Source organism: Bacillus sp. RAR_M1_44 (assembly GCF_020165935.1).
In the GTDB taxonomy this organism is placed as follows: Bacteria; Bacillota; Bacilli; order Bacillales; family Bacillaceae; genus Bacillus; species Bacillus altitudinis.
The window spans coordinates 171,476-183,936 of sequence record NZ_JAIUKX010000002.1; the positions used below are offsets into that span (position 1 = coordinate 171,476).

At 40.0% G+C, this 12,461-nt stretch carries 18 protein-coding genes; 9 read left to right on the plus strand and 9 right to left on the minus strand.

Annotated elements, in window-relative coordinates; translation table 11 throughout:
• The first annotated feature begins 54 nt into the window (after window positions 1-54).
• Window positions 55-1,242, plus strand: a complete 1,188-nt coding sequence (locus LCD34_RS14370) for a M20 family metallopeptidase (protein ID WP_224559613.1) — start codon at window positions 55-57, stop codon at window positions 1,240-1,242.
• Between the two features lie 29 nt (window positions 1,243-1,271).
• Here LCD34_RS14370 and LCD34_RS14375 read toward each other — a convergent pair whose 3' ends face one another.
• Genes LCD34_RS14375 through LCD34_RS14385 form a run of 3 tightly spaced genes read right to left on the minus strand, consistent with a single transcriptional unit; the run spans window position 1,272 to window position 3,987 of the window.
• Complete coding sequence (locus LCD34_RS14375; protein ID WP_224559621.1) at window positions 1,272-1,979, minus strand: EcsC family protein; 708 nt, start codon at window positions 1,977-1,979, stop codon at window positions 1,272-1,274.
• Between the two features lie 54 nt (window positions 1,980-2,033).
• Window positions 2,034-3,254 (minus strand): ABC transporter permease, encoded by a 1,221-nt coding sequence (locus tag LCD34_RS14380; RefSeq protein ID WP_224559630.1) that lies wholly within the window; start codon window positions 3,252-3,254, stop codon window positions 2,034-2,036.
• On the minus strand, window positions 3,247-3,987 hold the full coding sequence (locus tag LCD34_RS14385; RefSeq protein WP_008348877.1) for an ABC transporter ATP-binding protein: 741 nt from the start codon (window positions 3,985-3,987) through the stop codon (window positions 3,247-3,249). Before LCD34_RS14385 ends, LCD34_RS14380 begins: the two co-directional genes overlap by 8 nt.
• 487 nt (window positions 3,988-4,474) lie before the next feature.
• Here LCD34_RS14385 and LCD34_RS14390 point away from each other — a divergent pair, with 487 nt between their 5' ends.
• The 3 genes from LCD34_RS14390 (at window position 4,475) to LCD34_RS14400 (ending at window position 6,785) form a co-directional block, all read left to right on the plus strand.
• A complete protein-coding gene (locus LCD34_RS14390; protein ID WP_008348883.1) occupies window positions 4,475-4,903 on the plus strand; it encodes an HIT family protein in 429 nt (142 codons plus the stop codon).
• 158 nt (window positions 4,904-5,061) lie between these two features.
• Complete coding sequence (serC, locus tag LCD34_RS14395; RefSeq protein ID WP_007497164.1) at window positions 5,062-6,141, plus strand: 3-phosphoserine/phosphohydroxythreonine transaminase; 1,080 nt, start codon at window positions 5,062-5,064, stop codon at window positions 6,139-6,141.
• A gap of 125 nt (window positions 6,142-6,266) precedes the next feature.
• Window positions 6,267-6,785, plus strand: a complete 519-nt coding sequence (locus LCD34_RS14400) for a tryptophan transporter (protein WP_008348886.1) — start codon at window positions 6,267-6,269, stop codon at window positions 6,783-6,785.
• Window positions 6,786-6,832: 47 nt separating this feature from the next.
• On the opposite strand, the gene LCD34_RS14405 is transcribed toward LCD34_RS14400, so the two are convergent.
• Window positions 6,833-7,024, minus strand: coding sequence for a hypothetical protein (locus LCD34_RS14405; protein ID WP_008348888.1), 192 nt, complete (start codon window positions 7,022-7,024; stop codon window positions 6,833-6,835).
• Between the two features lie 128 nt (window positions 7,025-7,152).
• Here LCD34_RS14405 and LCD34_RS14410 point away from each other — a divergent pair, with 128 nt between their 5' ends.
• Together LCD34_RS14410 and LCD34_RS14415 are read left to right on the plus strand one after the other, a co-directional pair.
• Window positions 7,153-7,509, plus strand: a complete 357-nt coding sequence (locus tag LCD34_RS14410; protein WP_007497160.1) for a YtxH domain-containing protein — start codon at window positions 7,153-7,155, stop codon at window positions 7,507-7,509.
• A gap of 187 nt (window positions 7,510-7,696) precedes the next feature.
• Window positions 7,697-8,311, plus strand: coding sequence for an HTH-type transcriptional regulator Hpr (locus LCD34_RS14415; RefSeq protein WP_008348891.1), 615 nt, complete (start codon window positions 7,697-7,699; stop codon window positions 8,309-8,311).
• Here LCD34_RS14415 and LCD34_RS14420 read toward each other — a convergent pair.
• Window positions 8,289-8,633, minus strand: coding sequence for a YhaI family protein (locus LCD34_RS14420; RefSeq protein ID WP_206116113.1), 345 nt, complete (start codon window positions 8,631-8,633; stop codon window positions 8,289-8,291). The two genes, LCD34_RS14415 and LCD34_RS14420, sit on opposite strands and share 23 nt — an antisense overlap.
• Before the next feature lie 234 nt (window positions 8,634-8,867).
• On the opposite strand from LCD34_RS14420, the gene LCD34_RS14425 reads away from it, so the two are divergent.
• Both LCD34_RS14425 and LCD34_RS14430 read left to right on the plus strand, forming a co-directional pair.
• The gene (locus LCD34_RS14425; protein ID WP_007497155.1) at window positions 8,868-9,386 is read left to right on the plus strand and encodes a DUF3267 domain-containing protein; all 519 of its coding nucleotides are present in this window, start codon (window positions 8,868-8,870) and stop codon (window positions 9,384-9,386) included.
• A gap of 82 nt (window positions 9,387-9,468) precedes the next feature.
• On the plus strand, window positions 9,469-9,654 hold the full coding sequence (locus LCD34_RS14430) for a hypothetical protein (RefSeq protein ID WP_072368131.1): 186 nt from the start codon (window positions 9,469-9,471) through the stop codon (window positions 9,652-9,654).
• Between the two features lie 53 nt (window positions 9,655-9,707).
• Here the strand turns inward: LCD34_RS14430 and LCD34_RS14435 are convergent, their stop codons facing one another.
• Together LCD34_RS14435 and LCD34_RS14440 are read right to left on the minus strand one after the other, a co-directional pair.
• Window positions 9,708-9,797 (minus strand): YjcZ family sporulation protein, encoded by a 90-nt coding sequence (locus LCD34_RS14435; protein WP_017360317.1) that lies wholly within the window; start codon window positions 9,795-9,797, stop codon window positions 9,708-9,710.
• A gap of 145 nt (window positions 9,798-9,942) precedes the next feature.
• Entirely contained in the window at window positions 9,943-10,029 is an 87-nt protein-coding gene (locus LCD34_RS14440; RefSeq protein WP_008361129.1) for a YjcZ family sporulation protein, read from the minus strand.
• A 161-nt stretch (window positions 10,030-10,190) separates the two neighbouring features.
• Here LCD34_RS14440 and LCD34_RS14445 point away from each other — a divergent pair, with 161 nt between their 5' ends.
• Window positions 10,191-11,066: a peptidylprolyl isomerase gene (locus LCD34_RS14445; RefSeq protein ID WP_007497153.1), complete on the plus strand. Its 876-nt coding sequence runs from the start codon at window positions 10,191-10,193 to the stop codon at window positions 11,064-11,066.
• Between the two features lie 58 nt (window positions 11,067-11,124).
• Here LCD34_RS14445 and LCD34_RS14450 read toward each other — a convergent pair whose 3' ends face one another.
• Window positions 11,125-11,361, minus strand: coding sequence for a sporulation YhaL family protein (locus LCD34_RS14450; RefSeq protein WP_008348899.1), 237 nt, complete (start codon window positions 11,359-11,361; stop codon window positions 11,125-11,127).
• Between the two features lie 108 nt (window positions 11,362-11,469).
• Entirely contained in the window at window positions 11,470-12,423 is a 954-nt protein-coding gene (gene yhaM / locus LCD34_RS14455) for a 3'-5' exoribonuclease YhaM (RefSeq protein ID WP_007497151.1), read from the minus strand.
• Window positions 12,424-12,461: the final 38 nt, after the last annotated feature.

The following is a 12,461-nucleotide window of genomic DNA, read 5'->3' on the forward strand; positions in this document are numbered from 1 at the left end:
TTCTAACAATTACCATACAATCAGTAAAAGAGCCTAAAGGAGGTTTTCGGATCAATGACAGTATCCACTTTACACAAAAGGATCAATGAACGTCTTGATGAACAATATGAGGAAATGGTTGAAATTAGACGCCATCTCCATATGAATCCAGAACTTTCTTTTCAGGAAGAGGAAACAGCTGCTTACATCGCTCAATATTATGACAGATTACATATCCCAACACGCACACATGTAGGCGGACATGGTGTACTCGCTTTTATTGAAGGAGCTTACCCTGGACCGACCATTGCACTGAGAGCTGATTTTGATGCACTTCCCATTCATGATGAAAAGGATGTACCTTACCGTTCAACAAAACCTGGCGTCATGCACGCATGCGGTCACGATGGCCACACAGCAACACTTCTCGTCTTAGCGAAGATCTTACATGAGCACCGAGATCAATTAAAAGGAAAAATCGTCCTCATTCATCAACACGCTGAAGAATATGCCCCCGGCGGTGCGAAACCAATGATTGAAGATGGCTGTTTAGACGGTGTTGACGTCATTTTCGGCACCCACCTTTGGTCCTCAGAGCCATGCGGCACTGTTCTTTATAAAAGCGGGAACTTTATGGCAGCCGCCGATCGTTTCTCTATTCAAGTGCAAGGGAAAGGCGGACATGGCGCACAGCCGCACCTGACGAAAGATGCCGTACTCATCGGTTCACAAATTGTAGCCAATCTTCAGCAGGTCGTGGCCCGTAAAGTCAACCCGATTGATTCTGCGGTGGTATCTGTAGGGGGATTTGTCGCTGAAAATGCCTTTAACGTCATTGCAGATTCGGCCGTGCTAACAGGTACTGCACGTTCCTTTGAAGAGAGTGCACGCCATATCATTGAACGTGAAATTGAACAGGTGGTGAAAGGTGTCTGCCACATGCACGATGCCTCTTATACTTATGAATATGTAAGAGGCTATCCTGCAGTCAAAAATCACCCTGCACCAACTGAATATATAGCAGAAATAGCCAGACAGACAGAAGGAGTCACAGAAGTAAAAGAAGCAGAAACCCAAATGGGCGGAGAAGACTTTGCTTACTACCTTCAGCATGTTCCTGGTACTTTCTTCTATACAGGCGCTATGCCAGAAAACAGCCAAGATGTGTATCCACACCACCATCCGAAATTTGATATTAACGAAAACGCAATGCCTGTCGCAGCAAAGGTACTCGCTCATGCCGTCCTTTCCTACGATGAATAAAAAAAAGCCGCTGTTGGGCAGCGGCTTTTCTATTTCAATTCCTTCAACACACGCAAGTGAAACACATGGCGTGCGACTTCACCAAGCTGTCCTGTCAGCTGATGATTTGCCACCCCACCAACAGCGGCACCGACCACAGGCATTAATTGAAACAGCTTCACAAGGTCAATATAATCTCGATATTCCTGCTGAAAGCTATACCAATCCATTTCTTCCCGGGTTGTTTCCCATTCTTCAATGAGTTTCATCATTTTTTGACGGTGTGTACTGCTTGAAAAGGCGAGTTGAAAAATACAAAGCAAAAAGAGCCTTTCCTCTTTTTGAGACAAATCAAATCCATATATACAGGCAAGCTCATAAAGACATTGCATTTTAATACTCAAAAGGAGAGGGAAATCCGCCATTCCGAGAAACAATCCACCCGCACCTGTGCCAATTCCTTCAATCGCAGCGGCCTTTTGATAATATGTCACCTTTTCCTTTGCCAGCTCATTTCGCTCTACAATAGACAATTGTTCATCAATGACTGTAAATGAAGTAAAATGGCTTCCTGATATTGTGGATTCAACCATTGTTTTCACCGTACTTGTGATGACTTGATGAAATCGAGTAGGGATTCGGCGATTCACTTGCTGCTGAACGCCTTTTGAAAACCGCTCGATCTTGGATGGTTTTCTTAAAAAACGCATTTGAAAAAAAATGGCCTCTTCATACAGTTCCCGTTCAGCTGCATTCATCCCAGTTCCCTCCTTGGTGACATCATACGCTCGCTGTAAAAAACAAATCTCCGCTTATCTCATCTTTTTTAATCTGCTTTGTACGTAAGGCTTGAATAGGACAAGCACAAATACCAATGAAATGAGAAGAGCAAGTCCGCTTCCCTTCCATCCACCTGCTGGGAAAACGGCGGAGCTCAGTAAAATTGACTGGATGATGAGCACATTTCGTACGAGAACAAAAAAGCTTCGATCTTTTTCTTGCTGAGACACAGGATAAAGTGCCTGTAACGACAGATGAGCAAAGTGCTTTGTTAACGGGACAAGCTGTACACCTGTGATAAAGACTGTAAACAAGACAAGTAATGCCCCCACCCAGCCTGCTGCACCTGTATACAAGAGGATCAGCACAAACACGACCGTTAACCTAAACACAAGACCAAAATAGTCATTTGAACGTAAAAACGCCCTCACATACATATAAGAAAAAGCTTTACGCTGTTCATAAGGGACAAACTGCAAGACCCAGTCCATATACGCCCTTCTTTTCACTTGTTTCTTTAAATGAGGGACATCCGTAAATAAGTTTGCCAAGCGATAAAAACGCTGTTTTCGTTTTAACTCATCAGAAATATGCAATTCCCATTGAAAAGGCTGTTTTTTTACTGCATTTGTTAAGTAAATGAGATAGACAGCATATAAAAGATAAAAAACGATGGCAATGGCATAAGCTGCTTGTAAAACGGTATACATTAACATTGTATTGAGCAGAAAACGAATCACTGCATCAATCCATCTGACATGTTTCTTTTGAAAATAAGTGATTCTCCACTGAATCGCTGTATTCAGACCTTTTATTAAGATCATTTGCGCCAAAATGAGCACATATAGCATCAGATCGCCTGAGGAGACAGCCGAATATAGCGGAAGTGCAATAATGGACACGGCAATCAAAGGAAATAACTGAGAAATGAAGCTAAAGTTAAACGCTTGTTTTAAATAAGGGTCCATCTTAGCTTCCAAAGGAAGCATAAACACAAGATCTGCCTCTTTGATCAACGTTCGCACGTAAGAACTAGTCAGTACCAATGAGAAAACAACTGCCATGACCCAATAGGATGGGAAGTGAGCAGGAATATGCTTCAGCCAATTACTGTACCAGCTCGCCCCGCCTGCAAGGAAAAAAATGAGCACAATCACAAGATGATCATTGAACATATATTTTAAATATTTTCTTGTTTCTTGTACGTGTTCTTCTAATCGTGATTTCCAAATGGTTTGCGTTGTTTTACTCATAGCTTTCTTCCTTTGTTAATTCCAAATAAAGATCATCGAGTGTCGCATCTCTCATGTTGAACTGCTCTCTTAGTTCTGTCAGTGTTCCTTTCGCTCTAATTTCCCCTTCATGCAAAATAATAAAGGAATCACAATAACGTTCCGCTGTGGCTAAAATATGCGTTGACATCAGAACACTTGCGCCATTTTGTTTCGCCGCATTCATACGTTCTAATAGTGCGTTGATCGCAAGCGGATCAAGCCCTAAAAACGGCTCATCGATAATATACAACTCTGGCTCCACAAGAAATGCACACATAATCATCACCTTCTGCTTCATCCCTTTAGAAAAATGAGCAGGGAACCATTTCAATCGCTTCTCCATTCGGAATTCCTTCAGCAAAGACGGCAGACGTTCTTCTAATTGTTCTTTTGAAAGGCCGTAAGCCATCGCTGTCAGCTCTAAATGCTCTTTTAACGTTAATTCTTCATATAAGACAGGTGTCTCTGGAATAAACGTAAATTGTGAACGATACGCCTCTTGATCTTCTTGAAGGGTTCGTCCGTTCAGCTCAATGACCCCTTTATGAGGTTTCATTAATCCAATAATATGACGAATGGTTGTACTTTTTCCCGCCCCGTTTAAGCCAATGAGACCAACGATTTGGTTTCTTTCTAATTCAAATGAAATATTTTTCAGAACGGGATTCTTTGTATATCCACCCGTTACATCTTTTACAGTTAGAAGGGACATCAGTTCGTTCCTTTCTTTCTTTTTTCCTTTATAGTACCAAAAACGAAAGACAATTTGAAATGTTTACCTATAGACAACTCATGAATAAAACATAGGCATACTGGTCATCATAATGTATGTAGAAGAAATGAACTTGATGACCAATACGTAAATGAGGTGTTTGTTAAAGGCAATGACCGCATGACAAATTGGTTTTTCATCTAAAAACCTTAGCTTCTGTTTTGCTTCACTGATTCTTGATTTTTGTGTCCTATACAAATATGTATACGACGAACCAAAACGTCAAATGAGGTGTTTACGGCAGAAATAGCAGGCATATGAATTCTTTATTTCAGTAAATAGAGAATTCAAAAGGCATATCAAATGAAAGCATCAGCATTTCTTCTGCAGGAGCAGGATGAGCGACCAAAGGAGTTCGCTTGTCCTGTTTTCTTTTTTGCTTCTTTTTGTGATACGATAAAGGAAAAATAATGAGGAGTGACATGGCGTGAGCGACTGCATTTTTTGCAAGATCATTGATGGAGACATTCCATGTGCAAAAGTATATGAAGATGAGCACGTATTGGCTTTTCTTGATATTAGCCAAGTAACGAAAGGACATACCCTAGTAATCCCGAAAATACATAAAGAAAACATTTATGACATGACACCAGAAGTGTCTAATCATTACTTCCAAGCGATTCCGAAAATTGCTAGAGCGATTAAGCAAGAATTTGAACCAATTGGTTTAAACCTTCTGAACAACAACGGTGAAAAAGCCGGACAATCTGTGTTCCATTACCATATGCATATTATTCCGCGTTATGGCAAAGGCGACGGCTTTGGTGCCGTATGGAAATCTCACCAAGATCAATATACATCAGAGGATTTAAAAGACATTTCTTCTGCCATCCATACGCGCCTTACCTCATCTTAATTGATGAGGTTTTTCTTTTTTTCGCCTCTTTTCTGTGCTTATCCTCTGAATCGTAAGATATTTAGGACGATTCAAATTTTTTGTCCAAATGCTTCAAATTTGTGATAGGATGGTTTTATCTTTTGATCCATTAACGCGAGAAATAGGGAGAGATTGTGATGAAGCGAACGACGAATTTTAATGCTGGTCCGGCGGCGCTGCCGCTAGAAGTGCTTCAAAAAGCACAGGAAGAACTTGTTGATTTTAAACAAACCGGGATGTCTGTGATGGAACTTTCTCATCGCAGCGGTGAGTATGAAGAAGTCCACAATAAAGCGAAAGCACTCTTGGTAGAATTGATGGACATTCCAGAAGATTATGAGGTCCTCTTTTTACAAGGCGGGGCAAGTCTTCAATTTGCAATGATTCCGATGAACTTCTTACATGAAGGCGAAACGGCTCATTTCATCCAAACAGGTGCTTGGTCAGAGAAAGCCTTGTCAGAAGCAAAAGGGTTTGGTGAAACATCAGTGTTTGCCTCAAGTGAAGACGACAACTATTCGTATATTCCAGATGTAGATGCGTCCGTTTTAAATGACGGTGCTTACTTGCACATCACATCGAACAATACCATTTTCGGTACTCAGTGGAAAACGTTCCCGAACACGTCACTCCCGCTTATTGCCGACATGTCCAGTGATATTCTCAGCAAAAAAATAGACGTGTCTTCATTTGATTTCATTTATGCCGGGGCACAAAAAAATCTAGGGCCTTCTGGTATCACGATTGTGATCGCGCGCAAACGTTTATTAGAGAAAGAAAAAAGCGGCACACCTAAAATTTTAAAATATTCAACACATGCCAAAGCCAATTCTCTTTATCACACACCACCAACTTTTGCGATTTATATGCTGTCCCTTGTCCTGGAGCATGTGAAACAGGCGGGCGGTGTAGAAGCAGCAGAAAAACGCAATGAACAAAAAGCAGCGCTTCTGTATGATACGATTGATCAAAGTGGCGGTTTTTACAAAGGGCATGCACGTGCTGACAGCCGTTCGCATATGAATGTCACGTTTACCCTGCGTGATGATGCACTCACTGCATCCTTTGTGGAGAAAGCAAAACAAGAACAAATGGTTGGACTCGCCGGCCACCGTTCTGTTGGCGGATGCAGAGCCTCGATTTACAACGCTGTCTCTATAGAAGACTGCCAAAAGCTTGCGGACTTTATGAAAAAGTTCCAGCAAGAAAATGAGTAAAAAGGCTTTTCTATCGTGAAATAAATTTGTTATAATAACGAGAAATATAAAGTCATGACTCTTGCAATAAATGATCAGCCATATTATTGGAGAGTTCTAAGAGCTTAGCAGAGGAGAGCATAGAAATGAAAACAAAAGAATTAGTGATTATGTCATTGCTTGCAGCAATGGGAGCTGTTTTGCATACGATTTTCCCGCCCATCTTTTTCGGAATGAAACCTGATATGATGCTGGTCATGATGTTTTTAAGCATCATCCTTTTTCCGAAGGTACAGCATGTCGTTGTGATCGCCCTAGTCACGGGGGTCATTTCCGCTTTGACAACAGGTTTTCCAGGCGGACAAATTCCAAATATGATTGATAAACCGGTGACAGCCTTTATCTTCTTAGCCCTTTTCTTATCTTGCCAGAAGATCAAGAACAAAGTCGTTCTGACTGCTGTACTCACCGCTGTTGGGACCGTCGTATCAGGCGTGATTTTCCTATCTGCCGCTTTACTGATTACTGGACTGCCGGCTGCGTTACCAGCACTTCTTGTAGGTGTTGTCCTGCCAGCAACTGTGATAAATACGATAGCTATGGTATTTGTCTTCCCGATTGCTCAGTCGATATTAAAGCGCGCAAGAATGATTGAAGTCGCTTAACGAATAACTGAACCTCTTCATTGGATGAAGAGGTTTTTTTCATGCTTCTATAAAAGAAAAAGGGTAAGCAGCAAAATGGAGAGCGAAATCCCTGCACCTGCTGCACACACAATTGCTTTTTGTCTTAATACATGTTTTGGCGGATAAGACCCTGCATACCCAAGCTGCCTTACATAATGAATAGAACCACCTGCGAAAATCACACACATACACGTAAAAACGAACAGAAAGACAGACAACCTTCTCCCCTCCCTTTTCTTCAAAAGTATGCTAAAATAAAGCAAGCTATGTATGGAAGTTCAATGAAGCTGATCGTCAGCTCAGAGAGAACATGCGAATGTGTAAAATTTGACTAGAGGTGATTGGAATGGCTAGTGGACGTTCTTTATTAACAGGATTATTTGTAGGCGGTCTCCTCGGAGGTGCGGCAGTGCTCCTGACGACTCCCTCTTCTGGCAGAGATGTACGCGGAAAGATGAAAGACGGCTATGACAAATTCGAAGATACGCTGACAAGATTAAAAAGAGATGGACAAGCTTTAAAAGAGCAGATTGTTGAAACCGCAAAAGAAAGTGCTGAGGTCATTAAAGAGGTCGGAACTGAATTGCAAACATCCATTCAGCAATGGCGCGAGGAAATCAAACCTCATCAGCAGGACTTACAAAAGGAAATTCAGGAAATTGAGGAAAAGCTCAAACAACTGGAGAAAACCTTACAAAACTAATATACTCACAAAAAAATATTCGTTTACAAAAGTGTGCGGGGTGCGTATCCCGCACTTTTTTTGTTGAAAAAAGGTTATTTTGTCAATGTTTTTCATGACTTTTAAAAATTCTTGAATTTTCAGCTTTATTAATCTTTATTTTATTGGCATAATAGAATTACAAGAAAAAGAGAAGTAGGTGAAATGGATGAATCATTCGGAACAGCCTTTCGATGTAAAAGAAGCACTTTTATTCAGTCAAAGAATGGCCCAATTGAGCAAAGCTCTTTGGAAATCCATTGAAAAGGACTGGCAGCAGTGGATCAAACCGTATAACCTAAATATCAATGAACATCATATTTTGTGGATTGCGTATCAATTAAAAGGAGCTTCAATATCAGAAATTGCAAAGTTTGGCGTCATGCATGTATCAACGGCGTTTAACTTCTCTAAAAAATTAGAGGAAAGAGGATTTTTAAAATTTTCTAAAAAGTTAAACGATAAACGCAATACGTATATTGAGCTAACGCCAAAAGGCGAAGAGACATTCCATAAACTACTCGAAGATTACGACCCGGCCCGAACTGGTATTGTCAAAGGCGCACAGCCGCTTCATGACATTTACGGAAAGTTCCCTGAAATTTTAGAAATGATGTGTATTATCCGAAACATTTATGGTGAGGACTTCATGGAGATTTTTGAGAAATCGTTTTCAAACATTGAGAAGGACTTTTTGAATGAACGTGGGAAAGTCACGAAAAAGCCTGAAGAACTTGAAGACTCAGCGGAGGAAAAAGCGGCTAAAGCAAATCAAATTGTTTAATGATCTTTATAAATTCATTCATTAACGGCTGAAACAGCCCTTGATCATGCAAAGCAAAAATCGTCTCATGAACATCCAGCTTTTCAATTAACTGTCCCGCAAACAGCGCAAGGAGATCGTCGAACATGACGTAGCCTTGTGCTTTTTGCTTGTCCATTTCATCTGAGAGCTCAACACAAATACGCTCAATGTCCTTTGCCTCTTCTTTCGATACACTCTGCCGGATCAATAGCGCATAATATGGATAACGGCTCATATCTGTCGCCGTCAGTAACAGTTCCATATAATATTCGAGCTGGCTCATTCGTTCCTCAATACTCATGTACGTTCCCTCTTTCTCTTAGTCACTCTATTTTAGCCGAAATTACTCATTGACGAAAGAGACGAACCTCCCCCTTATGTCTTTTTTTCTTGAAAAACCCAAAGTTTCCTCTCTTTCATCCATATGAATGTAACAATTTATTTTTTTTCATGAAAACCATTGATTTTTATCCTCAGGAAGAGTAAATTATCTTGAGATATTCAATTAGTTTTTTCGAGATTGGAAGGATGAAAAATGAATTGTTGGAAGACCATTAATCTTGAAAAGGATTATGGTTATACGAGAATGATGATTTCAGCCATATGTCTTACTGTATTTTTTTTCATTATGGCATTTTTATGTTTTCAACTGACTCATCCTGAAACGAGACTCAGCAGTCACAATGCACCGCTTTTTGTCGTGCTTTTACTTGCGACATTGCTTGTCCACCGCGTGGTTCACTTGATCCCAGTCATGAAACATAAGAAAAAAATGACGTTATTTAAACGAAATTGCTGGCAGCGCGTGCCTAAGAGAGTGATGCTATTCTCACTGCTTAGCCCGTTTTGTGTCATCTCACCTGTTTACTTTGTTTTAGGAATGGCATTTCCAATGTACGCACACTATTTTATCATGATCGCAAGTATTCATGCAGGCTATTGTTTGCCTGACTTTTTATTTGCTTGGAAACTGCTCAAAGCGCCAAAATCATGCATCATTGATCAAGCCCAAGACGAGTTTGATATTTTAGTTGACCCAACTTCCTCATCATGAGGTTTTTAAAGCCAACTTCTATCTTTTTCATAAAAAATTTGGTAATGTAGTATGGGAATAGCATAGAGAGGGGGGATCTCCGATAGTTTTATTTTACTTCATCGTCTTTGCCGCGTTTATTGTGTATTCAATAAACAGGCTTACTAATACATTATGCCTTGTCAGAGAGATTCCTGAAGAACGGCAAGATAAGGTGTTTCGCTTTATCAATGTATCGATACTGATCTTACTGATCTCATCATTTGTTGAAATTACCATATCTATTTAAGATCAAAGCAAAAGCTGCCTGTTTGATGGCAGCTTTTTGTGTATGATGATCTATTAGCAAATCCACGATGCACCGATAATGATCAATAAGATGAATAACACGACGACTAGTGCAAAACCGCCAGCAAAGACTTCTCCTCCCATGTGAAAACACCTCCTGCCAGTTCTTCCTCTGTTCTAAGCTCAGTGTATGCAAAAAATTTTAAAACGTTTAGGCACCTGTCATCGTTTTAAAAAAGAACCGCCCGCACGCATGGCAGGACGGCTCCTTTCTGTTACAGCGATTTAATTAATAAAGATATGCTGCACCAACGATGATCAGCAAAATGAATAGCACGACCAATAAAGCAAACCCATTAGAATATCCTGCTCCCATATAATTCAGCCTCCTTTTTGTGATCAATATATGTGTATGTTGGTCGCAAAAATTTGACTAGACGAATGCCCTCCCATTTGCATTTCTTTTTACAGCATGTCACAATATGTTATGATACAAGCAATGATAAATAAATTGGAAAGATTAGGAGTGTTTTTTGAATGAAAAAAATGGCTTTAGCAGCTGTAACAGCAGTAAGTGTTTTAACTCTTGGCGCATGCAGTAGCGGTGACAAAGAAGTGATCGCAACAACAAAATCAGGAGATGTCACAAAAGAAGAGCTTTACACAACACTTAAAAAACAAGCAGGTGGAGATGCTTTAAACCTACTTGTTCAACAAAAGGTTCTTGCTGACAAATACAAAGTATCAGATAAAGAAATTGATAAGAAATTGGAAGAATATAAAAAGACACTTGGTGAAGATCGTTTAAAACAACTTCAAGATGAATTCGGAAAAGATTACATCAAAGATCAAGTAAAATATGAGCTGCTGACTCAAAAGGCTGCCAAAGCTAACATCAAAATCACTGACAAAGAAGTAAAAGCGTATTATGATGACCTAAAAGGGAAAATCCGTGCAAGCCACATTTTAGTTGCTGACAAGAAAACAGCAGATGAAGTAGAAAAGAAATTAGATAAAGGCGAAAAATGGGATGACCTTGTATCTGAATATTCAACTGACACTGCTTCAGCAGCACAAGGCGGCGATGTAGGCTGGTTCGCAAAAGATGGCCAAATGGATGAGAACTTCAGTAAAGCTGCCTTTAAACTAAAAGTAAATGAAATCAGCAAACCAGTAAAATCTCAATTTGGTTACCATATCATTAAAAAGACCGAAGAACGCGGTAAATACGATGACATGAAAGCAGACTTGAAAAAAGAACTGCTTGATCAAAAACAAGCAGATAACAATGAAATTCAGACGATCTTAAACAAATTGGTGAAAGATGCTGATGTGAAAGTAAAAGATAAAGAACTTGAAAATACTTTCAAAGAAAAATCTGAGCAAACCACACAACAAACAACAAACCAATAATGAACGAAAAACAACCCCTCTACATGAACTTGTAGAGGGGTTTTTTTATTCTTATTGATTATGCAATCGAATGGTCCTCATGTTTCGCCGTTTCCTGAGATCGTTTGATTTGCATTTGCTGTCCTTGACGTCTACGCTCTCTCTCCTGCTCCATTCGTTCAATAAAGATTTCTCCCTCTTTTTCAATAAAGGATTGATCAATCTCTTGCTCCTCTTTGGCTGTCGTCATTAATTTATAGGCACAAAAAATAATGCCAATGATACATGCATATACCCACCATGGAAAAAACAACATCGTCTTCGCCTCCTTTTTTAGGACAAACCTCTCTCCCTTTGTGTTACATGCTTATGCGAAAAGAAGACAAGTTATGAAAAAAAACGCCCGCATCAAACGGGCGTTTTATCATGAGGATTCATTGTGAAAGGTTGGTTTATAAAACGAACGATTCTCTAGTGCAAAAATACGCTCTGTATATTCTCCTGGCTTCACATGCTCAAGCGCACGATCCATCATGTTCATTTTTGCATCTAAATTATCTATATAGTGGAGAATTTCGGCTTCCTTCACCATTGGTGGTTTAGGACTGCCCCACTCCCCTTTTCCATGATGACTCAGCACTAAATGCTGCAGAATCAGAATTTCCTCAGAATCAATGCCAAGCTCCTCTGCGGCTTTCGCAATTTCTGTCACCATAATAGAAATGTGGCCAATTAAGTTCCCTTCTACTGTATATGTGGTGGAAACAGGGCCCGAAAGCTCTTTGACTTTCCCTAAATCATGTAGAATGATCCCTGAATATAAAAGATCTCGATCTAGTGATGGGTATAGATCAACAATGGATTTCGCTAAATGAAGCATCGATACCACGTGATAGGCAAGACCCGAAACAAACTCGTGATGGTTTTTCGTAGCTGCTGGGTAATCAGCGAATTCCTGTCCATATTTCTTCAGCAAATGTCTTGTGACACGCTGAATATTAGGGTTTTTCATATCAAAAATATATTGCATGATGGTATCCATCATATCGTGCTTTGGAATAGGAGCTGTTTCTAGAAAATCATCAATGCGGATTTGCTCGTTTTCAGCAACAGGACGTATATTCCTAAGCTTCAGCTGATTCCTTCCGCGATAATGATGAATATCACCTACTACCTTTACAATGGTTTGTGCGGCATATGTGAGTTCATCATTCTGCTTTGCATCCCATAGCTTCGCCTCAATATCTCCACTTTGATCTTGAAGAATTAACGTTAAAAATGGTTTGCCATTACTCGCAATCCCTTTAGTAGATGATTTAATTAATAAATGCAGGTCAACTTGTTCGCCGACGTCATAGGTCATGATCCCTTTAGCCATTCAATAAATGCTCCTTCCATGTTTCTGCTCATATAAGT